The sequence below is a fragment of the Streptomyces sp. R11 genome (assembly GCF_041051905.1).
Taxonomy (GTDB): domain Bacteria; phylum Actinomycetota; class Actinomycetes; order Streptomycetales; family Streptomycetaceae; genus Streptomyces.
The window spans coordinates 3,228,902-3,249,023 of record NZ_CP163432.1; the positions used below are offsets into that span (position 1 = coordinate 3,228,902).

Consider the following 20,122-nt stretch of genomic DNA (forward strand, 5'->3'; position numbering starts at 1 on the left):
TGAGAACGTATGGCCAACTTCTCGAAATCAAATGTGCCGCAGTTCTCGGTGGACGTGTACCAGAACGAGTACCTCCCGGAGGGCGGTCGCGAGGTCAACGCGATCGTCACGGTGACCGCGACCGGCGGCGGCACGGTCGGCAGCGCGGTCGCCGCGCCCCACCTCTACTCGCCGGGACAGGGCCCGTCCGCGGGCGTGGCGATCATGGTCGACTGCTCGGGCTCGATGGACTACCCGCCGACCAAGATGCGCAACGCCCGCGACGCCACGGCCGCCGCGATCGACACCCTGCGCGACGGCGTGCATTTCGCGGTGATCGACGGCACGCACGTGGCCAAGGAGGTGTACCCGGGCGGCGGCCGTCTGGCGATCGCCGACGCCACCACCCGCGACCAGGCCAAACAGGCGCTGCGCAGGCTCAGTGCGGGTGGCGGTACGGCCATCGGCACCTGGCTGCGGCTCGCCGACCGCCTGCTGTCCTCGGCCGACGTCGCCATCCGGCACGGCATCCTGCTCACCGACGGCCGCAACGAGCACGAGTCGCCGGAGGACCTCAAGGCCGCCCTCGACGCCTGTGCCGGACGCTTCACCTGTGACGCCCGGGGCGTGGGCACCGACTGGGAAGTGAAAGAAGTCACAGCCATCGCCTCCGCGCTGCTCGGCAGCTCCGACATCGTCGCCGATCCGGCCGGTCTCGCCGCCGACTTCACGCAGATGATGGAGACCGCGATGGGCAAGGAGGTCGCGGACGTCGCCCTGCGGGTGTGGACACCGGTGGGCACGACCATCAAGTTCGTCAAGCAAGTCGCGCCGACGGTCGAGGACTTGACCGACCGCCGCACCGAGGCCGGCCCGCGCGCCGGCGACTACCCCACGGGCTCCTGGGGCGACGAGTCCCGTGACTACCACGTATGCGTCGAGGTGCCCGCCGCCGGCCTCGGCCAGGAGATGCTCGCCGCCCGGACATCCCTGGTCATCCCGCAGTCCGACGGCACCGCGCAGAACCTGGGCGCACAGGGCCTCGTACGGGCCGTATGGACCGACGACATGGTCGCCTCGACCTCGATCAACCCCCAGGTCGCCCACTACACCGGCCAGGCCGAACTGGCCCAAGTCATCCAACAAGGCCTCGATCTTCGCAAGTCAGGCGATATCGATGGAGCAACGGCCAAACTGGGCCGCGCCGTTCAGCTCGCCGGCGCCTCCGGAAATGCCGATACGGCGAAACTCCTTGCGAAGGTGGTGGACGTGGTCGATGCCGCGGCGGGTACTGTGCGACTGAAGGCAAAGGTCGCGGAGGCCGACGAGATGACTCTCGAGACGCGGTCCACAAAGACTGTTCGTGTAAAGAAGTGACCTAGCAGGACTCAGCAGGACCCTGAAAAGGATCGAGCCTGACCCCTTGGGGTTGGAGAAATCCGGTCGTGAGCGACCGGAAAGGAGAGGGGGAAGCGCCGACATGCCGACCTGCCCGAACGGACACCAGTCGGGTTCCGACGACTGGTGCGAGGTCTGCGGTCACCGCATGGCCGGTGCCGTACCTCCACCCCCTCCGCCGCCGCCCCCGCCCGGTGGGGGCTACGGCTTCCCGCCGCCCGGTGGCCCCGGCGGCCCTGCTCCCGGCGGTCCGTTCGGCGGCCCGAACGCCGGTCAGCCGGGCGGCCCCCCGCATCCTTCCGCCGTACCGGAGCCGGAGCTCTGCCCGCAGTGCCGTACGCCCCGTGAGGGCGGTGCGCCGTTCTGCGAGGAGTGCCGGTGGAACTTCCTGACGAACACGGCGACCTCGTACACCCCCGCCGCCCCGCGCCCCCCGGCGCCCGGCGGCCCGGGTCTGCCCTCGCACTTCCAGCAGCAGTCGGGGCCCCCGCCGTCGTTCGGCGGCGGTGACTCGTACGACTACCAGGGCTCGCGCCCGTCCCAGATGAACCGCCCCGCGGAGCCGATCCCGCCGTTCGGCGCGGAGCCTTCGGGACCGGGCGGCCCCGGCGCTCCGGGTGGTCCCGGCGGTCCTGGTCCCGGTGGCCAGGGCGGTCCTGGGGGCCCGGGTGGTCCCGGCGGTCCCGGCGGCATGGGTGGCCCCGGCCCTGGTCAGGGCTTCGGCGGCCCCGGCGGCGCCCCGGGCGGCTTCGGTCCGGGCCCCGGCGGCCCGGGTGCCACCAACCCCGGTGGCCCTGGCGGTCACGGCGGCCCCGGTGGCCCTGGAGGCGGCCCCTCCGTCTTCGGCGACCCCTCGCGGCAGGTTCCGCCGCCGCCCGGGCCCACGCCGCCCGGCGGTCCTGGCGCGACCAGCGGTGGTCCGCAGGCCTTCCAGCAGGCAAGCCCGTCCGCTCCGCCGGCCCCGCACGGGTTCCCGCAGGAGACGAACCGCCCGCCGCAGGGCGGCCCGTCCTTCGGCGGCGGTGACGACGACTGGGTGATCTCACCGCCCTCGTCGGGTCCCGGTGGTCCGGGCGGACCGGGCGCTCCCGGTGGCCCCGCTCAGGGCGGCTACGGCTACCCGCAGCCCGGCGCCACCCAGGCCCCGCCGCCCGGTCAGGGCTACCCGCAGCAGCCGACGACCTGGCTGGCGACGATCGGCCCGGACCGTGAGTACTTCATGGCGATGATGCAGCGCTCCGGCCCCGAGGCCGCGGGCCTGAACCTGCCCGCGTACTCGCCCGAGCAGCAGCGCACGCTCACCGGCAACCAGGTCACCATCGGCCGCCGCCGCCACTCCACCGGCGACACCCCCGACATCGACCTGTCGGTGCCGCCGGAGGACCCGGGCGTCTCGCACCAGCACGCGGTCCTGGTCCAGCAGCCCGACGGCACCTGGGCGGTCGTCGACCAGAACTCGACGAACGGCACCACGGTGAACGGCTCCGAGGAGCCGATCCAGCCCTTCGTGCCGGTGCCGCTGCAGGACGGCGACCGGGTGCACGTGGGGGCCTGGACGACGATCACGGTCCGGCGCGGCTAGCCCGACCGCGACCGGCCGGCTCCGGGCGCGGCTCGATCTTGAGACCGGTAGGGGGCGGTCGTACGGCGAGAAAGTGCCGTACGACCGCCCCCTACCGGCGTTTCAGCCGGGCAGCGGCCAGGCATACGGCCCCTCCGGGTCGTCCAGCCAGGCCCACTCGTGCTCGCCGCGCACCGTGATCCCGTACCGCTCCCGCTGCGGCTGCCCCTCGCGCTCCCACAGTGCGTACGCCTCCTGCGGATCGAGGCTGCCGCGGGTCAGGGCCAGCAGGAAGCGGAACAGCTCGTGCTCCCGGGCCCGGCGCGGCAGCCCGGCCACGGGCGAGGACTCCGGCTCGGTCCGGATCCCGCCGCGCAGCGGCACGAAGTAGGCGGGCGTGTGCAGGAAGCGCCCTTCGGCGTGCTCGGCGTCCTGGACGGTGAGGGCGAGCAGGCCGGTGGCGAGCGGTGTCAGGATGCGGGCGCCGGGGCGGCACTGGGCGAGCCAGGCGCGCGGGATCAACGGCAGGGCACACGTGGCGATGATGCGATCGAAGGGGGCGCGCTCGGGCACGCCGCGCGCGCCGTCGCCCGTGACGACGACGGGGTGGTATCCGGCCGTCGTCAGGTGCCGTCGGGCCGACTCGGTGATCTCCGGTTCCAGGTCGATGCTGGTGACGAGGTCGTCGTCGCCGAGCCGGCGGGCGAGCAGGGCGGCGTTGTAGCCCGTGCCCGCGCCGATCTCCAGGACGCTGTCGCCGTCTGTCACCTCCAGCGCGACGAGCATCATCGCCATCAGGGACGGCTGGCTGCTGGAGGAGAGCAGCTCCCCGTCGCGCAGCCGGGTGGCGAGGGGGGTGTCGGCGTACGCCCCGCGCATCCACCTCTCACGCGCGGCCGGGTCGGGGCTCTGGCCCCAGCGGCGCTCGTAGCCACCTGCGACGCCGACGTAGTAGTACGGCACGAACAGATGCCGTGGCACGGCGGCGAAGACGTCCCGCCACCGCGGGTCCGCGCGCCATGCCCCGTCGGCGTCGATCGCGCGCACCAGCGCGGCCCGTGCCGAGGCGGCGAGGTCGTCCAGGTCGTTGTCGAGAGCGTGCGCGCTCATACGTCCACTGTCCTGCGCCGGACGCCGCGAGGCGAGCACTCCGCCGGACGATCCGGAACGCGTCACTCGGGTCGGCCTGCCCGTCACGACCGCTGGTCCTAAGCCTCAGGTCCTCCGTCTGCGCGTCTGAGACCATGGACGGGTGAATGAGATTCGGCGCGGCACGCTTCAGGAGCAGACCTTTTACGAGCAGGTCGGCGGGGAGGAGACCTTCCGCCGCCTCGTCCACCGTTTCTACCAGGGTGTGGCCGAGGACCCACTGCTGAAGCCCATGTACCCCGAGGAGGACCTGGGCCCGGCCGAGGAGCGCCTCACGCTGTTCCTGATCCAGTACTGGGGCGGCCCGACGACGTACAGCGAGAACCGCGGCCACCCCCGCCTGCGCATGCGCCACGCCCCGTTCACCGTCGACCGCGCGGCCCACGACGCGTGGCTGAAGCACATGCGGGACGCCGTCGACGAGCTCGGCCTCTCCGAGGAGCACGAGCGGACGCTGTGGAACTACCTGACGTACGCGGCGGCGTCGATGGTCAACACCGCGGGCTGAGCCGACTGTCAGCGGACGCTGACATCCAGGGTGCCGAGTCCCGCACGCCGTACGGCGATCGACCCGTACGGCGTGCGCAGCCGTAGCCACGCACCGGACGAGAGCAGGGCCAGCTCCCTGGTGGCGCGCAGGAATCCCAGCGACTGGGCCGCGTGCACGGCCCGCACCGGCAGATGGGTGTCCCCGACGGTCCGGGACCAGATCTCCCGCCCGACCCGGTCGAGTTCGGCCCGGGTGCGCTGCTCGGCCGCCAGCTCCTGGGTACGCGACCGGAACTCCGCGACACCAGCACCGATCATCGCCCGCAGGGCATCGGGCTCGGGCAGCCCCGGCACCGCCCGCCATCCGCCGCGCGGCGGGAGCACCCCGGCCCACGGCGGCCCGGTCACGGCCCCCGGCACGACCGCGGTGGCCGCCGACTCGTCGACGGACTCCAGGAGTTCGCCCGCGGAGACGGTCACGTCCAGGGTGACGTCGAGCCCGTTCTCGTACGGTTTCGCGAGCCGTGCCGTGCGGATCGCCAGCACCTCGAAGGACGGTGGCCGTCCGAAGACGGCGAGCGCGGTGCCGGCCGCCTGCAGGCGCACCGCGGCTCCACGGTCGTAGTGGAGCAGCCGGGAGAGGAAGGCCGCGAGATCCGCCGCCTCCCCCTCGTCGGCGAGGTGGAGCACCGTCATGCGGCGACGGCCTCCTCCTCGGAGTCCTTGTCGTCCGCGTCGTCCGTGTACTCGCGGAGGAACTCCTTCTCCTCCGCGGTGAGCCGTCGCGGCCGTTCCGCCTCGAAGTCGAACGGCACGACCACCGTCGAGGCCCGGACGTAGACCAGGTCGTCGTCCTTCACCTCGTAGGTGATGGTGAAGGACGCGGCCCTGATCTCACTGACCCACAGCTCGATGTCCACCGGGTGGTGCCGGTGCACGAGCTGCCGCTTGTAGTCGATCTCGTGGCGCGCCACCACCGACCCCTGCTTGAAGTCCTTCTCCGGACGGAACAGGAAGTCGATGCGGGCTTCCTCCAGGTAGCGGACGAAGACCGCGTTGTTGACGTGTCCGTACGCGTCCATGTCGGACCAGCGCAGGGGGCAACGGTAGATGTGGCGCAAGATCGATCAGCCCCGGGTCAGCTTCTTGTAGGTGGCGCGGTGCGGACGGGTGGCGTCCGCGCCGAGCCGCTCGACCTTGTTCTTCTCGTACGACTCGAAGTTGCCCTCGAACCAGAACCACTTGGACTCGCCCTCGTAGGCGAGGATGTGCGTGGCGACCCGGTCGAGGAACCAGCGGTCGTGGGAGACGACCACGGCCGCGCCCGGGAACTCCAGCAGCGCGTTCTCAAGACTCGACAGCGTCTCGACGTCCAGGTCGTTCGTCGGCTCGTCGAGGAGCAGCAGGTTGCCGCCCTGCTTGAGGGTGAGAGCGAGGTTGAGGCGGTTGCGCTCACCACCGGAGAGTACGCCGGCCGGCTTCTGCTGGTCGGGGCCCTTGAAGCCGAAGGCCGAGACGTACGCCCGCGAGGGCATCTCGACCTGGCCGACGTTGATGTAGTCGAGCTCGTCGGAGACCACGGCCCACAGGCTCTTCTTCGGGTCGATGTTCTCGCGGCTCTGGTCGACGTACGAGATCTTGACGGTGTCGCCGACCTTGATGCTGCCGGAGTCGGGCGTCTCCAGACCCTGGATCATCTTGAAGAGGGTGGTCTTGCCGGCGCCGTTGGGGCCGATGACACCGACGATCCCGTTACGCGGAAGCGTGAACGAGAGATCATCGATGAGAACCTTCTCGCCGAAGGCCTTGCTGAGGTTGTTGACCTCCACGACGATGCTGCCCAGACGCGGGCCCGGCGGGATCTGGATCTCCTCGAAGTCCAGCTTCCGCATCTTGTCGGCCTCGGCGGCCATCTCCTCGTAGCGGGCGAGGCGCGCCTTGGACTTGGCCTGCCGCCCCTTGGCGTTGGACCGCACCCACTCCAGCTCTTCCTTGAGCCGCTTGGCGCGCTTGGCGTCCTTCTGGCCCTCGACCTTGAGACGGGTCTGCTTGGTCTCCAGGTACTTGGAGTAGTTGCCCTCGTAGCCGTGGAGCCGGCCGCGGTCGACCTCGCAGATCCAGCCGGCCACGTTGTCGAGGAAGTACCGGTCGTGGGTCACGGCCACGATGGTGCCCTCGTACTTGGCGAGGTGCTGCTCCAGCCAGTTCACGGACTCGGCGTCGAGGTGGTTGGTGGGCTCGTCGAGCAGCAGCAGGTCAGGGGCTTCCAGCAGCAGCTTGCACAGCGCGACGCGGCGCTTCTCACCACCGGAGAGGTTGACGACGGGCCAGTCGCCGGCCGGGCACCCGAGCGCGTCCATGGCCTGCTCGAGCTGGGCGTCGAGGTCCCACGCGTTGGCGTGGTCGAGGTCCTCCTGGAGCTTGCCCATCTCTTCGAGAAGCGCGTCGGAGTAGTCGGTGGCCATCAGCTCGGCGATCTCGTTGAACCGGTCGAGCTTGCCCTTGACCTCGGCGACACCCTCCTGGACGTTCTCCAGGACGGTCTTCTCCTCGTTCAGCTTGGGCTCCTGCATCAGGATGCCCACGGTGTACCCGGGCGACAGGAACGCCTCACCGTTCGACGGCTGCTCCAGCCCCGCCATGATCTTCAGGATCGTCGACTTACCGGCGCCGTTCGGACCGACGACGCCGATCTTCGCTCCGGGGAGGAAGTTCAGGGTGACGTCGTCGAGGATCACCTTGTCGCCGTGCGCTTTGCGCGCCTTGCGCATGGTGTAAATGAACTCAGCCAAGAGAAACCGTCCGGCAGCTTGAAATCAGGCAGTGGGCAGATACACCCCATCTTGCCGGATCGCCACCCCTGGGGGGAAACCCGTATCGCCGACGGGTTCTGACCTGGGGCTTCGCTGCCGAAGGCCCGCGGGCCGGGCGCCGAGCTTCCCGGCCGGCCGACAGAAGCTCAGCGGGAGGTACCGGCGCCGCAGTTGCCGAGACGTGGCGGGTTCGGGCGTCCGCCTGGGCGCACCCCGGTATTGATTCCGGCGCGCCGTCGGGACATATAGGAATTTTTCACATTAACCTCCCGTAACTGTACGAAGTCGATCTCTCACGGATCGCACCCACCACACTCCATCGGAGATGACATGCACAACCTTCGCAAGGCTGCCGTCATGGCCGTCGCCATCGGCACCGTCGGACTCCTGGGCGCCGGCACCGCCACCGCTGACGGCCACGGCGGCAAGGGCGGGGACAAGGTCAGCGTCCTGCAGAGCTCGAACTGCAAGTCGCACGACCTGAACCTCGACGTCCTCGGCCAGGTCGGCATTCTCAACGGCGCGCTGGGCAACGCGCTCAACGGCGAGGGCGACACGGGCGCGCAGGCCACCCACATCGGCTCGACCATGGGCTGCGACAACAGCGCCTGGTAGACCGGGCTCCGAGACGGGGCCTCGCGCCACGTCTCACGCCGTGACTCTGGCGGGTGCGAATCGGTGCCCCATGGCGAGACCTACCGGTGGAGTACGGGCCGCGACAGACGGCCCATGGGTTGTTCCGCCGGCGGCAGCGCGCCCCCAGACACCCCGTGAACCAGTCAGGGGCTTGATCCGGCAAACCGGATCAAGCCCCTGATCTGGTGTTCTGCCAAGGCGCACGCGGGCGCCGGCCGGCTTGCCTCAGTCCTGTGTCGGCAGTTGCTTCTTCCGTACGACGATCAGTGCCGCGCCGCCGATCACGACCAGGCCGATGGCGATGCCCGTGATCAGGGGGGTCATCGCGGAGCCGCCGGTCGCGGCGAGGTTGGTGTCGTCGGCCGCCGTGCCGACCGTGGCGGGGCTCGGCTCGGCGAGGGTCTGGGTCATGTTGCCCGCCGCCTCGGCCTCACCCATCTGCGTCATGCAGTCCAGCACTCCGGTGAACCGCTTTTCCAAGCCGCCCGGCCCCTGGATGGTGAAGTCGTACGCCTGGTCCTCCTGCAGCGGGACCGTCACCGTCCGTGACTCGCCCGCCGGAATGGTGTGCTCGAACCCGAGCAGCTCGAAGGTGAACGCCTCGGTGCCCTCGTTGGCGGCGGTGATGTCGACGCCGCCCTTGTCGCAGTTCTCCGCGGCGGACAGGGCGGGTATCGCACCGGACTTCGCCCAGCCGGCGCTCGCCGTCGCCGAGACGGTCGACTCGCTGGAGCCGGCCAGGATCTGCGTCTGGCTGCGGCTCTCGGCGGCGAAGGCGCGCCCCACCGGCACGGTGGTCGAGGCCTGCACGGTCAGCTCGGCCTGGCCGGCCGCGGCGTTCTCGGGAACCTCGAAGAACACCTGCCCGCCGTCGACTGCGGACGTGACGGCCCTGCCGTCCTTGTCCACGATCCGCACCCCGCTGGTGGCGGCGTCCGCCGGGGGCGTCAGCGTCACGCCGTCCGCGTCGGTGTGCACCGTCACCGGACCGAGCCGCTCACCGGGGTGGCCGGAGACCGCGGGCGGGTCGAGTCGCAGGGACGCCTCGGGCTCCGCCACGCCCCGCGCGCTCTTCTCCAGGTAGTCCGCGAGCTGCTCGGCCTGCGGGTCGACGGCGTCGACGTCCGCACCGTCCGAGTAGCGCCAGATGGCCACCTGCGTACCCGCCGCCGCGTCCTGCTCGGTGAGGCCGCCCTTGACGCCCGCCTTGCCCGCGAGGGCGGCGAGATCGTTCACCTGCGGGTAGGAGTTCTGCAGGATCCAGCGGATCTTGCCCGCGTCCTTGTTGGCGCCCAGCGAGGTGCCGCTCCAGGGCGTCTCGTGATACTTGGCGTCGCGCTGTGTGGGGTTGTGGATGTCGACGCAGTACGTCTGCAGCATGCCGCCGCCGTCGACGGACATCTCGAACAGACCGGCCGAGATCTCCTGGTCACCGGAGTCGGCGTGGACGACGGCGCCGCCGTAGGTCTTGAGGCCACCTATCGTCGCGGTCGCCCCGCCCTGGCTCCCGGCTGCCCCGTCGGCCGCGGCCGTGCCGGCACCGGCCACCACCGAGGCGGCGACGAGCCCGGACACCAGGGTCGAGGCGGCCAGTCGAGCCGCCCCGCGCCCGCGCACCGACAGCGCAGAGAACGCAGCAAACACAGAATTCCCCTTCGAGCAGGACCCGTTGGCGTGGGGGGCACGGTCCCACCAGCAGAAGCTTCAAGCCCCAAGAGCTATGTCCGGCATCCTAGGTACGCGGCGCACCACGCTTCCCTGTGATCCCGTCGGAGGGCCGATCCGACTCGGAATCGTTATCGCCAAGATCCCTTGTGAGCAGGGCTTATCGACAAATCCACCGGGGTCGTTCGGAACGCATTCGCCGATAAGCCGCACTTCGGTCAGCCTCTGCGGGTGACTGACGTCACGTCACTGCCACCGGTTCCTGGGCCTGTTGGGAATCGGCGTCGGCGGGCGGTGTCTCCCACTCGGGCTCGGGCGGCGCGGATGCGGAGGCCGAGGAAGCGGGTGGGGCTGTGGCTCCTGCCTCCGGCCTGAGGGTGCGCCGGAAGGCCGACGTACCGCGCGCGAGGTCGTGGCCGATGGCCGTCGCGTCGATGTCGGCCGAGGTCCAGCTCTGTCCCTCGCGCACGTCCGAGCGCACCTTCAACCGGCCCTGCACCACCACGGGATCGCCCACGTTCAACGACCCGGCGGCGTTCGTCGCGAGCTGGCGATTGGCCCACACCGTGAAGAAATTGGTGTGCCCGTCGGTCCACTCGTTCTTCCCGCGGTCCAGGTAGCGCGAGGTCACCGCCAGCCGGAAGCGCGCGGACGGTCCCGTCGCCAGCTCCCGGTACACCGGCTGTGTCGCCACGTTGCCCACCGCGCAGATGGTCGTCTCGTTCATCTCGGTCCCTCCCCTCGCCCGGCCTCTCCCGCCGAGCGGATACGCGCACGGGCCCGTCCCGTACGGCTGCGTCCGACCGTCCATCGCGATCGCCGCGAAGCCAGACTGCCTCCGTCGGGACGAGCCCGCTGAGCCCTGTGGATCACCGCCCGCCTGTGGATAACCGCGCCACCCGGACGGGTGACCGCCGCACCCACCGGGCCCGTGGGGCCCAGGGCCCCACCCGAGGACACCACCCCCGCCCCGACCACAGTCGTCGCCGCTCAGGTCACCTCCCCGCGGACCCCACCCCCATGACCCGCCCGTACTGCTCGCGGACCTCCCGGTACCGCAGCAGCTCCGAGGCCACCGGATCCAGCACCCGGGCCCGACCGCACCCGGCCGCCGCCTCCCGCAACCGCCGTTCCGCCTCCAGGCCGTACCGCCGTGCCGGACCTCGAGCCGCCATCCGGCAGCCCCACTCGACGAGCGGGCCGCCGACGATGCCGGCCATCATCAGCAGCACCGGTACGCCCAGGTTGGGCGCCATCACCCCGACGATCTGCCCCACCAGCCAGAGCCCGCCGAGGACCTGAAGGATCGTCATGGACGCCTGCACCAGGACAGCCGCCGGCCACCAACCCGGCCGCGGCGGCCGCCCTGGCGGCAGTCCGGCCCGCGCGGCGAGCTCGTCCAGCGCCTCGGGCAGCCCCTGAGCGCCCCGTACGGCCGACTCGCGCACCGCCTGCGCCCACGGCGTGGGCAGCCCGGCCGACGCCCGGTCGGCGACCGTACGCACCGCCTGTTCGACGCGCTGCCGCGCGGTGGCCTCCTCGTCCGTCTGGGTCCGCACAGACAGGCGTCCCGTCGGGGGCTCGCCCCGGTCCTGGTACCAGCGCCACAGCCGCAGCCAGGGCGTGCCGCACGCGCGGTTGGCGTTGCGCAGCCACGCCCGCTCGGCGGCCTCGCCCGCGGCGGTGGCGCCGATCGCGTCCGCGAGCCGCGCGGAGAACTCGTCCCGCGCCTCCTCGCTGAGCCCGGTGCGCCGCCGCGCGGCGTACACGGGCCGCAGCCGCCACCCGGCGGCGTCCACGTCGGCCGAGATCCGGCGCGCGGCCGACCCGCGTTCCGCCACGAACTGGCCGAGCGCCTCACGCAGTTCGCCGACGCCCTCCCCCGTGAGAGCGGACAGCGCGAGCACGACGGCACCCGGTTCGCCGTGCTCGCCCAGCGCGATGCCGTCCTCGTCGAGCAGCCGCCGCAGGTCGTCGAGGACCTGGTCGGTGGCCTCCCCGGGCAGCCGATCGACCTGGTTGAGGACGACGAACATGATCTCGGCGTGTCCCGCCATGGGCCGCAGGTAGCGCTCGTGCAGGACCGCGTCGGCGTATTTCTCCGGGTCGACCACCCAGATGACCGCGTCGACGAGCGCCAGGACCCGGTCGACCTGCTCGCGGTGCTGCACGGCGGCCGAGTCGTGGTCCGGCAGGTCGACCAGGACGAGCCCGCGCAGCTGCCCGTCCGCGGCGGCGTTCTGCGCGGGACGCCGCCGCAGCCGCGGTGGGATGCCGAGCCGCTCGATGAGGCCGACCGCGCCGTCGCTCCAGCTGCAGGCCAGAGGCGAGGCGGTCGTGGGCCGTCGTACGCCCGTCTCCGAGATGGTCACCCCGGCGAGGGCGTTGAACAGCTGCGACTTGCCGCTGCCCGTGGCGCCCGCGATGGCGACGACGGTGTGCTGCCCGGAGAGCCTGCGCCGCGCCGCCGCCTCGTCGAGCACCCGGCCCGCCTCGGAGAGCGTCTTGTTGTCGAGCCGGGGACGCGACAGCCCGACCAGTTCACGCAGCGCGTCGAGCCGGGACCGCAACGCCCCGTCGTACGCGAGCGGCGTCACGACCTGCGCCCCGGACGCGCGGGGTTCCACGGCGGCGGGTTGTTCCGGACCAGCGTTCTCATTCACCCGCCTTGCGATCAGCCCGTCGTCCCAGGGGGGCGCCGAGTCCGTACCGGAGGAGGAGTCCGGGCGTGCGGCGTCCGACCGCGCGGAGGAATCCACCCGAGAGGCGGAATCCGTGCGCGGGGCGGTGTCCGTACGGGGGCCGGTGTCCGTACGGGACGGGGGCTCCGTACGCGCGGAGGAACCCGTACGTACGGAAGTACCGCCGCCCTTACGGCCGCCCGGGTCGGAGGCACCGCCACGCGCGGGCGTGTCACCGTCCCTGCGGCCCCCGGCGTCACGTCCACCCTCACGCGCGGGCGCGTCACCGCCCTCACGGCCGCCGGAGTCGGGGGCATCCTCACGCGCGGGCGAGCCGCTCTCCTTACGGCCGCCGGAATCCAGGGCGCCACCACGCGCGTGTGCGTCAACGTCCTTACGCCCCCCGGGTTCGGGGACACTCACCCGCATCTGTGCCTCACCATCCTCACGGCCGCCGGAGTCGAGGACCCCCTCGCGCGCGGGCGTGTCACTGTCCGTCAGGTCCTCCACGCGCGCGCGGCCGTCGTCCGCCCGGCCATCCCACTTAGCGAGCTTCCTCCAGAGCATGCTTCGGTTCTCCGGCTCCTCGACGGCTGCGGCACCCTCGCCCTCGCCGGGCGCTCCCGCCACGTGATCGCCCTCCACGGGGAGGCGGTTCCCGGAAGCGCCCTCCAGCGGGACCTTCCCCGGGGTGTTGTTCTCGCGCACGGCGTTCCTCGCGGCGCCGTCGTCCTGCTGATCGGCGTGTTCGGTGTGGTCCTGGTCAGTGACGGCAGTCACCGGTCACCTCTCCTTCTGCAGTACGGACAGCGCGGCGATGAGTTCGGCCTGGGGTTCCGGATTGACCTCCAGGGCGTCGAGTGGGGCGAGCCGCCGCTCGCGTTCGTTGTGCATGACCCGGTCCAGGTGCTCGGTGAGCAGCCGCCCGGCCCGGTCGCGCAGCCGCAGCGCGCCGTGCGCGCCGATCCGCTCGGCGAGCCCCTCCCCCGCCGACCGCGCCCGGCGTCCGCCCAGCAGCGCGGTGGCGACGAGGGCGGTGACGACTTCGGAATCGGGGGCGACGCTGCGGTCGAGGACGCTCACTTCGTCCTCCGCGTACTCCTCGAGTTCCCTGCGCCAGCGCCGTACGGCCATGCCGATGCGGTGCTCGACGCTCGCCGGGCGTGGGTCGCGGTCCATCAGCTCGGGTGCCGCGGCGGCCGGTTCGCGCCGCCAGATGTCGTCGACGCGCTCGTCGGCGGCGGTGACGGCGCACAGCAGGAGGGTGCTCAGGCTCTCCACCAGCGACTCGAGCAGCTCGCTGGCGGAGCAGTCGAGCGGGAAGGCGCGCCAGCGCTTCAGCGCGTCGCCGGCGAGCACGGCACCGGCCTGCAGCCGGCTCCGTACGCGCGCGTACTCGCTGTCGTACGCGCTGTCCACGGCGCTGGTGAGCCGTAGCGCTGCCGCGTACTGGGCGGCGGCGGCGTTCGCCAGCTCGGGCATGCGGACCTTGAGCGAGTCGAGCAGACCGTTGGCCGTCCGGATGATGGCTTGCTCCCGTGCCCCCGGGTCCTGGGCCTGCTGGCTGAGCCAGGTGCGCAGCGGCGCCACCGCGGTGGCAGGCAGCAGCCCGCCGCCCCAGGCCGACTCGGGCAGCTCGGGCACGGTGAAGCGGGGGACGTGGCCGAGGCCGGCCTTGGTGAGGAGCGCGCCGTACTGCCGGGACACCTCGGAGACGACCTGATGCGGAACCCGGTCCAGAACGGTCACCAGGGTGGCGTCGTACTCCTTGGCGGTGCGCAGCAGATGCCAGGGGACGGCGTCGGCGTACCGGGCGGCCGTCGTGACCATCACCCAGATGTCGGCCGCGCAGATCAGTTGGGCCGCGAGGACACGGTTGTCCGCGATCAGCGAGTCGATGTCGGGCGCGTCGAGGAGGGCGAGCCCGGGCGGCAGCGTGTCGGCGGTCTCGAGCCGCAGCACACGCGCGGAATCGTCGCCCGGCGCCATCAGTTCCTCCGCCGGATCCTGCTCGGGCATCCACACGCGCGTGAGGTCGGGCAGCACCCTCACTCCGCTGAACCAGTGATGGTCGTCCGGATGACAGACCAGCACGGGATTTCGCGTGGTCGGTCGCAGCACTCCCGCCTCGGTCACGCGCCGGCCCACGATCGAGTTGACGAGCGTCGACTTGCCGGCCCCGGTGGATCCGCCCACCACGGCGAGCAACGGCGCTTCGGGCTCTCTCAGGCGGGGCACCAAATAGTCGTCGAGTTGCGCTAGCAGTTCGTCGCGGTTGGCACGCGCGCGTGGCGCCCCCGCCAGGGGCAGCGGAAAGCGTGCGGCCGCGACACGGTCGCGCAGGGCGGAAAGTGCGTCGAGCAGCTGAGGCCGTACGTCCAAGGTCACCACATGCGAAGAATGCCCAATTTTAGGGGAATTCTGAAGCATATGAGCACGTCTGCGCGCCGACGGGACACAAGGGATGGAAGGGACGACTGGGACACAGGCATAGTCCAGGCATAACGAGTGCACAACACCCGGGGCGCGGGAGGCCAAAAGCGGTGCACGATTCGTACCTGCCTGCGATTATCAGGACCGCTTCACCGAACCTCCACATCGAGCCACGGAGGCGAAGCAACAGGGACACGGACGCGGGAGCCCTATCCTTGTCCCCGGCAACGTCACGGATCAGCCCACACCCGGGCGCACCACGACCGAGGCCACCACAACCGGCCCCCGTAGCTCAGTGGATAGAGCAGGCGCCTTCTAAGCGCTTGGCCGCAGGTTCGAGTCCTGCCGGGGGCGCCCAGTCTCCGCCCTCCTTCGGGAGGGCGTTTTTGCTGGTCAGGGCACATACCAGGTACCACGGCGAAGCCCCGGACCCCCTCTTGATGATCAAGGGCAGATTCCGGGGCTGTCCGGCTGTCACCGGGTTTTCGCGGGTGGCTGTGTCGAATACGTGTCGAAGTTCCGGGCCTCGGCGTCAGCCGGTGGACGGCCGCTCGGGAAGATCCCCGGCAGCTTCGAGCCGCCTCTTCAGGTCGGGCAGCTGACCCTCGACGCATCGGGCATAGGTCGCCAGGAGCACGGCCACGCTGTTCCCGGCCCAGTCGGCCACCTGAGCGGGCGGGATCCCGTCGTTCAGCCACTTCGTCAGGCGCGTGTTCCGGTTGTCGTAGACGCGCCGTCCGGTGGGCGACTCGAAGACGTGCGGGGGCAGTACGGCCTTACGGGCGCTGCGCCATGCCCTACGGATAACGGAGCCGGCGAGGACGCCGCCCGACTCGCCTTGGAACAGCAGGTCACCCGGCTTGAGTTCTTCGTCCTCGATGTGCTTCCGAAGGATGCGCGTCAGGGCGGGATGCCCTGGGACAGTGCGCGTCTCGCCCTCCGCGCGGCCCTTCAGGTCGCGTTGCTCGTGGATCTCTCCCGTGTCGGTCCACTGCTTTCCGACCTCGGGGGTCGCCGTGTGGATCAGCAGCTCACACCACTGGTCCTCGGCATCGGGCTTGGGCAGGGTCACGTCCTCCACCCGCATGGCTACGGCCTCCTCGGGCCGTGGTCCGCAGTAGTACAGCGTGGCGAAGAAGGCGTGCAGTCGCTCGCCGCCGCGTGGTCGTCGCCGTATCCAGTCGAGGACTGCGGCCGCCTGCTCGGGGTTCAGCAGGGACCGTTTGTCCACGGCGTTCGTGGTCTTCACGGCGGCCGTCGACTCCTTGCCCTTGGGAAGGGGATTGGCCCGCAGGATGCGCCTCCGGATGGCGTACTTCATGGCGACATTGAGGATGCGGCGGTTGCGCTTGCGGGACCATGCCGCCGCTTGCTTGCCATCGAGGCGGGTGTCGATGGCGCGCAGGACCTGGTCCACCTTCTCCGGGTCCTCCCAGGCCGAGACGGGCAGGGAGTTCCGCTCGACCCACCGGAGGATGGCAACCACGTCTCGGGGCGCGTCGGGGCGTCGGTTCGCATTGAACGCCCACTCACGCAGAGCGGTGCGCACGGCGGCAGGCGCGAACTGGGTCGGCTTGGCCCGCAGCAGCGCGATGGTGGTCGCGGTCAGGGTCTTGGCCATGTTCTTACGGCTGTTGCCGCCGAGTTGAAGCCAACGGGCGTCCACATACTCGACGGCGAACTTGTACCAGCTCATGGCAGCCGACTTGGAACGGTGGGACACTGGAAGACCGGTGGCCACGACGAACGCCTCGCCCTTACCCGTGGCCCCGATGAGTTCGGAGCGGAAGCCCTCTGCGAGCGCGACGGCGCCGAAGGGCTCACGCCAGCGCTTCCCCGCGACCACCCAGCGCACGGTGTACGTGGTCTTCCGGGCGCCCTTATAGGTGAGGATCTTGTAGACCTTGACGTCGTAGGTCGTCTCCATCAGGCGGCGTCCTCACGGTCGTCGAGCCAGTGATCGAGGTCGCTCCGCCTGATCCGGAGGTCGCCGTTCGGGAGCTTGATGCAGCGCGGCGCACGGCGCTTGGCTCGCCAGTCGTAGAAGGTCGAGCGCGAGACGGCCAGTTCCTCGCAGACCTCGGTCAAGGTGAGCATTGTGCGTGACCGGACGGCCGTGGTCATTCTGTGCTCCCTTCGATCAGGAGAGCGTCGCGGGCGGTCTCTCGGTTGGTCTGGAGGTCGCGGGCGATGGTCGCGGCGAGCGCGGCTTCGCCCGGTGTGTGGCCGTGGCCGGCGTACTGCCAGTCCGTCAGCACGAGGACGGTGTCCGGCTCGCGGTCGTCGAGGCCGAGGGCGTCTCGTTCTTGGGCGGCCCGGTAGTCGGCGCGTTCCTGGCGGAGGGCGCCGAGGGTGGTGGAGTAGGTGCGCGACTTGGACGAGAAGTGCCCGCGAAAGCCGAGCATGTGGGCCCAGGCCCAGAGGCGCCGGTCCGGATAGAGGCTGTCCAGGTCGCGGCACGCGGTGATCAGCCGCCGGGTGTGGTCGGGGACCTGGTGGCGATCGAGTTCGGCGAGTTCACCGATGCGGCGGTCCAGCGTGCCGGTGTTCTCAGCGGCTTTGGTGGCGTACTTGGCCACGTACGAGGCGACGGCCTGTTCGGTGATGTCCGAGCCGTCCCCGAAGGCCTTCACCGGGCGCACGTCGAGTTGCCGACCCCATCGGAACGTCCGGGTGGGCTGGTCACCGGCAGCCGAGACCGAGACCGACGTGTACGAATGCGCGGCGGCGGCGCGCAGGGCGTTGGTGAGGAGGCCGACCGTGGCCCAGGCGGGCGGCGGCGTCCCGGGCCCCTCCGGGCCGTCGAGGCGTACGACGGCGTGGAAGTGCAGAGCCCCGCGCTTCTGAAATTCGGCGACCTTGCCGTACGAGACCCGAAGGTGATCGGCGAGTTCCCGGCGGGCCAGGCCGGCACGGGCGGCGAGTTCGCGGCGGAGTCGAGTGGTGAAGCGCTGCCATAGCTGTCCGGCGTGGTTGTTGAACAGCACGGCGCCCGCGTAGTCGTAGGAGTCCGGGTCGAGGGCAGTGCCCAGCTCAGGGGCGTCGGACGCGTGTGGGGTGCCACAGCGGCAGGTGCCGTGATCGGGACGGTTGTGGACCGGGCCGAACGACGGGGCCGTGAGGGTGGCGAAGACGCGCGGATGGTCGCGGACGGTGGCGGGGATGTCGCGTCGGTCGTCTCCGGCGAGTCCGGCGCGGATGAGGTGGTAGGTGTCCCCCGCGTACGTCCAGGCGCAGGCCGGGCAACGGGATGCGCGGCGGTTGCCGCAGGCGAGGCGGAGGCGTCCGCCCGGCTCGTTCGCGGTGGAGTAGTGGTGCAGGATCTCGCCGGTGGTCTTGTCCTTCTGGAGGACCCAGCCGGTGAGATGGACGGGGTCGGAGCAGCCGCCGGTGCGGCGGACCTGCTCTTCCCAGCGGGAGTAGTCGGAGGCCGAGGCCACCCGGAGAACGTCCCCGAGGATGATCGGGTCAAGCAATGTGTCCGGCAAGGGCGCACTCGGTGTCGCGGGTGAGGCGCGGTGGGCCATGCTGGGTGTTCCTTCCAGTTCATCGGATCGGACAGGGACGGCGCCCGGGCGGCGGATGCTTGGCGGTATCGAGGCCGCCCGGGGGCCGGTCAGCGTCGCTTGGCTTCAGAGGCGAGCAGGGAGCGCAGGACGACCGCGCAGACGGCGACCGAGGCGCCGGTGATGGCGACCGCCAGGAGCAGCGAGACCAGGACGACGCCGAGGACCAGGACGACGGCCGTGCCGCCGCCGACGAGGGCGAGCGCGGTGCTGGGGGTGAGCTGGACCGTGGGCCGGGACGGCGTCGGAGTTGTCGGGGGCGCCGGCGGGGTCGCTTCGTTCGGGCTGACGGCGGTCGGCTCGACGACGACGGCAGGCGGCGTGCCAAGGCCCGTCGGCGTGGGCATGGTGGGGACTTTCGGGCGGAACATCGGTGGTCTCCTCTCGTGGGCGATTTACTTGACGAGGGCGTTGATGGCTGGAGCCAGGACGCTGTCGGCGAGGAGGAAGCCGCCCAGCAGGATTACGGCGATGAGCCAGGCGGGCGGCCGGATGAGCTTGACGCCGAGGTAGCCGACGACGAGCAGCGCGAGCCAGAGCGGGACCTGCATGGCAGTGGCCTCCTAGCGGATGCGGCAGCGGTGGGTACGGGCGGCGAGCTGAGCGGCGGACTGACTGGAGTAGTCGGAGGACCAGCCGCAGTTGTCGGAGGTGCACACGGCGGCGTGCTTGGTCTGGCCATGGCGGTCACGGTGGGTGCCGATCTGCACCGGACCGATGCGCATCACGGAGTGGAAGTGGTCGCGGGCGGGCATGTCAGTCGGTCTCCTCTTGGGTCGTGGTTGAGGTGGACACGGCCCGAATGCCGCCGCCCGTCAGGCGAGTTGGGCGGCGATGGCGTCGGCGAGGTGGGGCGGGACGCCGAGGCGGGAGCGCAGGGTGTCGGGGTCGATCGGGACGCCGGTACGGACGCGGTGCTCGTCGGCGACCTTGCGGGCGTGGTCGAGCAGAACGGCAGGCACCTGAGGAACGGAGGCCGGAGCGGGTTCTGCGGCCGGAGAGGTGGGGGCCGTGATGGAGCCGGGGGCCACGTCAGGTGCGGGCATGGCCTCCGTGGCCGAAGGGCGTTGGGCGTCCGGCACCGGCCCTTCGGGTGGGGTCTCGCTATCCGGCGTGTCCGCGGTGGGTGCCAGCGGAACCGGCTCCGACTCCACAGCCGCCGAGTGGGCGAGGAGCGTTCCGCCGAGGAAGGCGACCGCGGGCCATCCTGCGATGCCGAGGCGGAGGAGGGCGGGCGGGTCGGACAGGTCCAGGAACCCGGCGGTGGCCACGTTGGCGCCGAGCGAGGCGAACAGCGCGACGAGAAACCAGCACCAGGCCAGCCGGGACGGCCCCTCGCTGCGCAGGCGCCGCCAGGCGGCGACCAGGAGCAGGTCGACACTGACCGGATAGGCCCACGCCTTCCATCCGTCCTGCCCGGCAGCGGCGGCCAAGTCGTGCAGGTGGGCGAAGGACAGAGCACCGGCGATCACGGCCTGAACCAGGACCGCGTCGACGCGGAGGCCGTGGCGGGCGCCCATCAGCGGTCACCCGCGGAGGCGGGACCACCGTCGGTGTCGTAGCCGTCCGGAAACATCCCGGGTGGCGGCTCGGGCAGCGAGACAGCGAGGGACGGGCTGACGGCTTCCACGAAGTCGAGGTCGGCGCCGGCCATGTCCGCGTACAGGGCGAGTTGGCCGAGCAGGAGCACGGTCCGGGCGAAGTCCTCGCAGTTGGGGCACATGGCGGTTCTCCCTTCTTTGGGCATGGCGG

General features: G+C 71.2%; 21 protein-coding genes and 1 tRNA gene. 6 read left to right on the forward strand and 16 right to left on the reverse strand.

Annotated elements, in window-relative coordinates; all coding sequences use genetic code 11:
- The first annotated feature begins 9 nt into the window (after positions 1-9).
- Both AB5J55_RS14610 and AB5J55_RS14615 read left to right on the forward strand, forming a co-directional pair.
- Positions 10-1,356, forward strand: coding sequence for a VWA domain-containing protein (locus tag AB5J55_RS14610; protein ID WP_369271099.1), 1,347 nt, complete (start codon positions 10-12; stop codon positions 1,354-1,356).
- Between the two features lie 103 nt (positions 1,357-1,459).
- Positions 1,460-2,959, forward strand: a complete 1,500-nt coding sequence (locus AB5J55_RS14615; RefSeq protein ID WP_369271100.1) for an FHA domain-containing protein — start codon at positions 1,460-1,462, stop codon at positions 2,957-2,959.
- A 102-nt stretch (positions 2,960-3,061) separates the two neighbouring features.
- Here AB5J55_RS14615 and AB5J55_RS14620 read toward each other — a convergent pair whose 3' ends face one another.
- Complete coding sequence (locus tag AB5J55_RS14620) at positions 3,062-4,048, reverse strand: methyltransferase domain-containing protein (protein ID WP_369271101.1); 987 nt, start codon at positions 4,046-4,048, stop codon at positions 3,062-3,064.
- 142 nt (positions 4,049-4,190) lie between these two features.
- Here AB5J55_RS14620 and AB5J55_RS14625 point away from each other — a divergent pair, with 142 nt between their 5' ends.
- Positions 4,191-4,595, forward strand: coding sequence for a globin (locus tag AB5J55_RS14625; protein WP_328427595.1), 405 nt, complete (start codon positions 4,191-4,193; stop codon positions 4,593-4,595).
- An 8-nt stretch (positions 4,596-4,603) separates the two neighbouring features.
- On the opposite strand, the gene AB5J55_RS14630 is transcribed toward AB5J55_RS14625, so the two are convergent.
- The 3 genes from AB5J55_RS14630 to ettA are packed head-to-tail and all read right to left on the reverse strand — an operon-like array spanning position 4,604 to position 7,368.
- Positions 4,604-5,272, reverse strand: a complete 669-nt coding sequence (locus AB5J55_RS14630) for a hypothetical protein (protein WP_369271102.1) — start codon at positions 5,270-5,272, stop codon at positions 4,604-4,606.
- The gene (locus tag AB5J55_RS14635; protein ID WP_328881581.1) at positions 5,269-5,697 is read right to left on the reverse strand and encodes a thioesterase family protein; all 429 of its coding nucleotides are present in this window, start codon (positions 5,695-5,697) and stop codon (positions 5,269-5,271) included. The genes AB5J55_RS14630 and AB5J55_RS14635 overlap by 4 nt, the downstream gene beginning before the upstream one ends.
- A gap of 6 nt (positions 5,698-5,703) precedes the next feature.
- Positions 5,704-7,368, reverse strand: a complete 1,665-nt coding sequence (gene ettA / locus AB5J55_RS14640) for an energy-dependent translational throttle protein EttA (protein ID WP_369271103.1) — start codon at positions 7,366-7,368, stop codon at positions 5,704-5,706.
- 351 nt (positions 7,369-7,719) lie between these two features.
- Here ettA and AB5J55_RS14645 point away from each other — a divergent pair, with 351 nt between their 5' ends.
- Positions 7,720-8,004, forward strand: coding sequence for a hypothetical protein (locus tag AB5J55_RS14645; protein ID WP_369271104.1), 285 nt, complete (start codon positions 7,720-7,722; stop codon positions 8,002-8,004).
- Positions 8,005-8,057: 53 nt separating this feature from the next.
- Complete coding sequence (locus AB5J55_RS14650; protein WP_369271105.1) at positions 8,058-8,180, forward strand: hypothetical protein; 123 nt, start codon at positions 8,058-8,060, stop codon at positions 8,178-8,180.
- 70 nt (positions 8,181-8,250) lie between these two features.
- On the opposite strand, the gene AB5J55_RS14655 is transcribed toward AB5J55_RS14650, so the two are convergent.
- The 4 genes from AB5J55_RS14655 to AB5J55_RS14670 form a co-directional block, all read right to left on the reverse strand.
- Positions 8,251-9,669 carry a Cys-Gln thioester bond-forming surface protein gene (locus tag AB5J55_RS14655; RefSeq protein WP_369271106.1) on the reverse strand — a complete coding sequence of 473 codons (1,419 nt, stop codon included), beginning with the start codon at positions 9,667-9,669 and terminating at the stop codon, positions 8,251-8,253.
- A gap of 262 nt (positions 9,670-9,931) precedes the next feature.
- Positions 9,932-10,417 (reverse strand): single-stranded DNA-binding protein, encoded by a 486-nt coding sequence (locus tag AB5J55_RS14660; protein WP_369271107.1) that lies wholly within the window; start codon positions 10,415-10,417, stop codon positions 9,932-9,934.
- Positions 10,418-10,685: 268 nt separating this feature from the next.
- Positions 10,686-13,151, reverse strand: a complete 2,466-nt coding sequence (locus AB5J55_RS14665; protein WP_369271108.1) for a GTPase — start codon at positions 13,149-13,151, stop codon at positions 10,686-10,688.
- Positions 13,152-13,154: 3 nt separating this feature from the next.
- Complete coding sequence (locus tag AB5J55_RS14670) at positions 13,155-14,762, reverse strand: dynamin family protein (protein WP_369271109.1); 1,608 nt, start codon at positions 14,760-14,762, stop codon at positions 13,155-13,157.
- A gap of 323 nt (positions 14,763-15,085) precedes the next feature.
- Between AB5J55_RS14670 and AB5J55_RS14675 the strand changes: the two genes are divergently transcribed.
- Positions 15,086-15,158 (forward strand) — tRNA-Arg (locus AB5J55_RS14675).
- A gap of 178 nt (positions 15,159-15,336) precedes the next feature.
- Here AB5J55_RS14675 and AB5J55_RS14680 read toward each other — a convergent pair.
- From AB5J55_RS14680 to AB5J55_RS14715, 8 genes are all read right to left on the reverse strand, one after another.
- The gene (locus AB5J55_RS14680; protein WP_369271110.1) at positions 15,337-16,731 is read right to left on the reverse strand and encodes a tyrosine-type recombinase/integrase; all 1,395 of its coding nucleotides are present in this window, start codon (positions 16,729-16,731) and stop codon (positions 15,337-15,339) included.
- On the reverse strand, positions 16,731-16,928 hold the full coding sequence (locus AB5J55_RS14685) for a helix-turn-helix domain-containing protein (protein ID WP_359443110.1): 198 nt from the start codon (positions 16,926-16,928) through the stop codon (positions 16,731-16,733). The genes AB5J55_RS14680 and AB5J55_RS14685 overlap by 1 nt, the downstream gene beginning before the upstream one ends.
- Positions 16,925-18,292 carry a replication initiator protein RepSA gene (gene repSA / locus AB5J55_RS14690; protein WP_369276185.1) on the reverse strand — a complete coding sequence of 456 codons (1,368 nt, stop codon included), beginning with the start codon at positions 18,290-18,292 and terminating at the stop codon, positions 16,925-16,927. Before repSA ends, AB5J55_RS14685 begins: the two co-directional genes overlap by 4 nt.
- Positions 18,293-18,420: 128 nt before the next feature.
- The gene (locus AB5J55_RS14695) at positions 18,421-18,741 is read right to left on the reverse strand and encodes a SpdD-like protein (RefSeq protein WP_369271112.1); all 321 of its coding nucleotides are present in this window, start codon (positions 18,739-18,741) and stop codon (positions 18,421-18,423) included.
- Positions 18,742-18,765: 24 nt separating this feature from the next.
- A complete protein-coding gene (locus AB5J55_RS14700; protein WP_243380681.1) occupies positions 18,766-18,921 on the reverse strand; it encodes a hypothetical protein in 156 nt (51 codons plus the stop codon).
- Positions 18,922-18,933: 12 nt separating this feature from the next.
- Positions 18,934-19,125, reverse strand: a complete 192-nt coding sequence (locus AB5J55_RS14705) for a mobile element transfer protein (protein WP_053198142.1) — start codon at positions 19,123-19,125, stop codon at positions 18,934-18,936.
- A gap of 60 nt (positions 19,126-19,185) precedes the next feature.
- Positions 19,186-19,890 (reverse strand): DUF2637 domain-containing protein, encoded by a 705-nt coding sequence (locus AB5J55_RS14710; RefSeq protein ID WP_369271113.1) that lies wholly within the window; start codon positions 19,888-19,890, stop codon positions 19,186-19,188.
- Entirely contained in the window at positions 19,890-20,093 is a 204-nt protein-coding gene (locus tag AB5J55_RS14715; RefSeq protein WP_369271114.1) for a hypothetical protein, read from the reverse strand. The genes AB5J55_RS14710 and AB5J55_RS14715 overlap by 1 nt, the downstream gene beginning before the upstream one ends.
- Between the last annotated feature and the right edge of the window lie 29 nt (positions 20,094-20,122).

Coding starts and splice junctions, on each gene's coding strand:
- AB5J55_RS14615 (WP_369271100.1), top strand. CDS start 1,460: ATGCCGACCTGCCCGAACGGACACCAGTCGGGTTCCGACGACTGGTGC.
- AB5J55_RS14710 (WP_369271113.1), bottom strand. CDS start 19,890: ATGGGCGCCCGCCACGGCCTCCGCGTCGACGCGGTCCTGGTTCAGGCC.
- AB5J55_RS14610 (WP_369271099.1), top strand. CDS start 10: ATGGCCAACTTCTCGAAATCAAATGTGCCGCAGTTCTCGGTGGACGTG.
- AB5J55_RS14630 (WP_369271102.1), bottom strand. CDS start 5,272: ATGACGGTGCTCCACCTCGCCGACGAGGGGGAGGCGGCGGATCTCGCG.
- AB5J55_RS14685 (WP_359443110.1), bottom strand. CDS start 16,928: ATGACCACGGCCGTCCGGTCACGCACAATGCTCACCTTGACCGAGGTC.
- AB5J55_RS14620 (WP_369271101.1), bottom strand. CDS start 4,048: ATGAGCGCGCACGCTCTCGACAACGACCTGGACGACCTCGCCGCCTCG.
- AB5J55_RS14695 (WP_369271112.1), bottom strand. CDS start 18,741: ATGTTCCGCCCGAAAGTCCCCACCATGCCCACGCCGACGGGCCTTGGC.
- AB5J55_RS14705 (WP_053198142.1), bottom strand. CDS start 19,125: ATGCCCGCCCGCGACCACTTCCACTCCGTGATGCGCATCGGTCCGGTG.
- AB5J55_RS14700 (WP_243380681.1), bottom strand. CDS start 18,921: ATGCAGGTCCCGCTCTGGCTCGCGCTGCTCGTCGTCGGCTACCTCGGC.
- AB5J55_RS14660 (WP_369271107.1), bottom strand. CDS start 10,417: ATGAACGAGACGACCATCTGCGCGGTGGGCAACGTGGCGACACAGCCG.
- AB5J55_RS14645 (WP_369271104.1), top strand. CDS start 7,720: ATGCACAACCTTCGCAAGGCTGCCGTCATGGCCGTCGCCATCGGCACC.
- AB5J55_RS14680 (WP_369271110.1), bottom strand. CDS start 16,731: ATGGAGACGACCTACGACGTCAAGGTCTACAAGATCCTCACCTATAAG.
- AB5J55_RS14715 (WP_369271114.1), bottom strand. CDS start 20,093: ATGTGCCCCAACTGCGAGGACTTCGCCCGGACCGTGCTCCTGCTCGGC.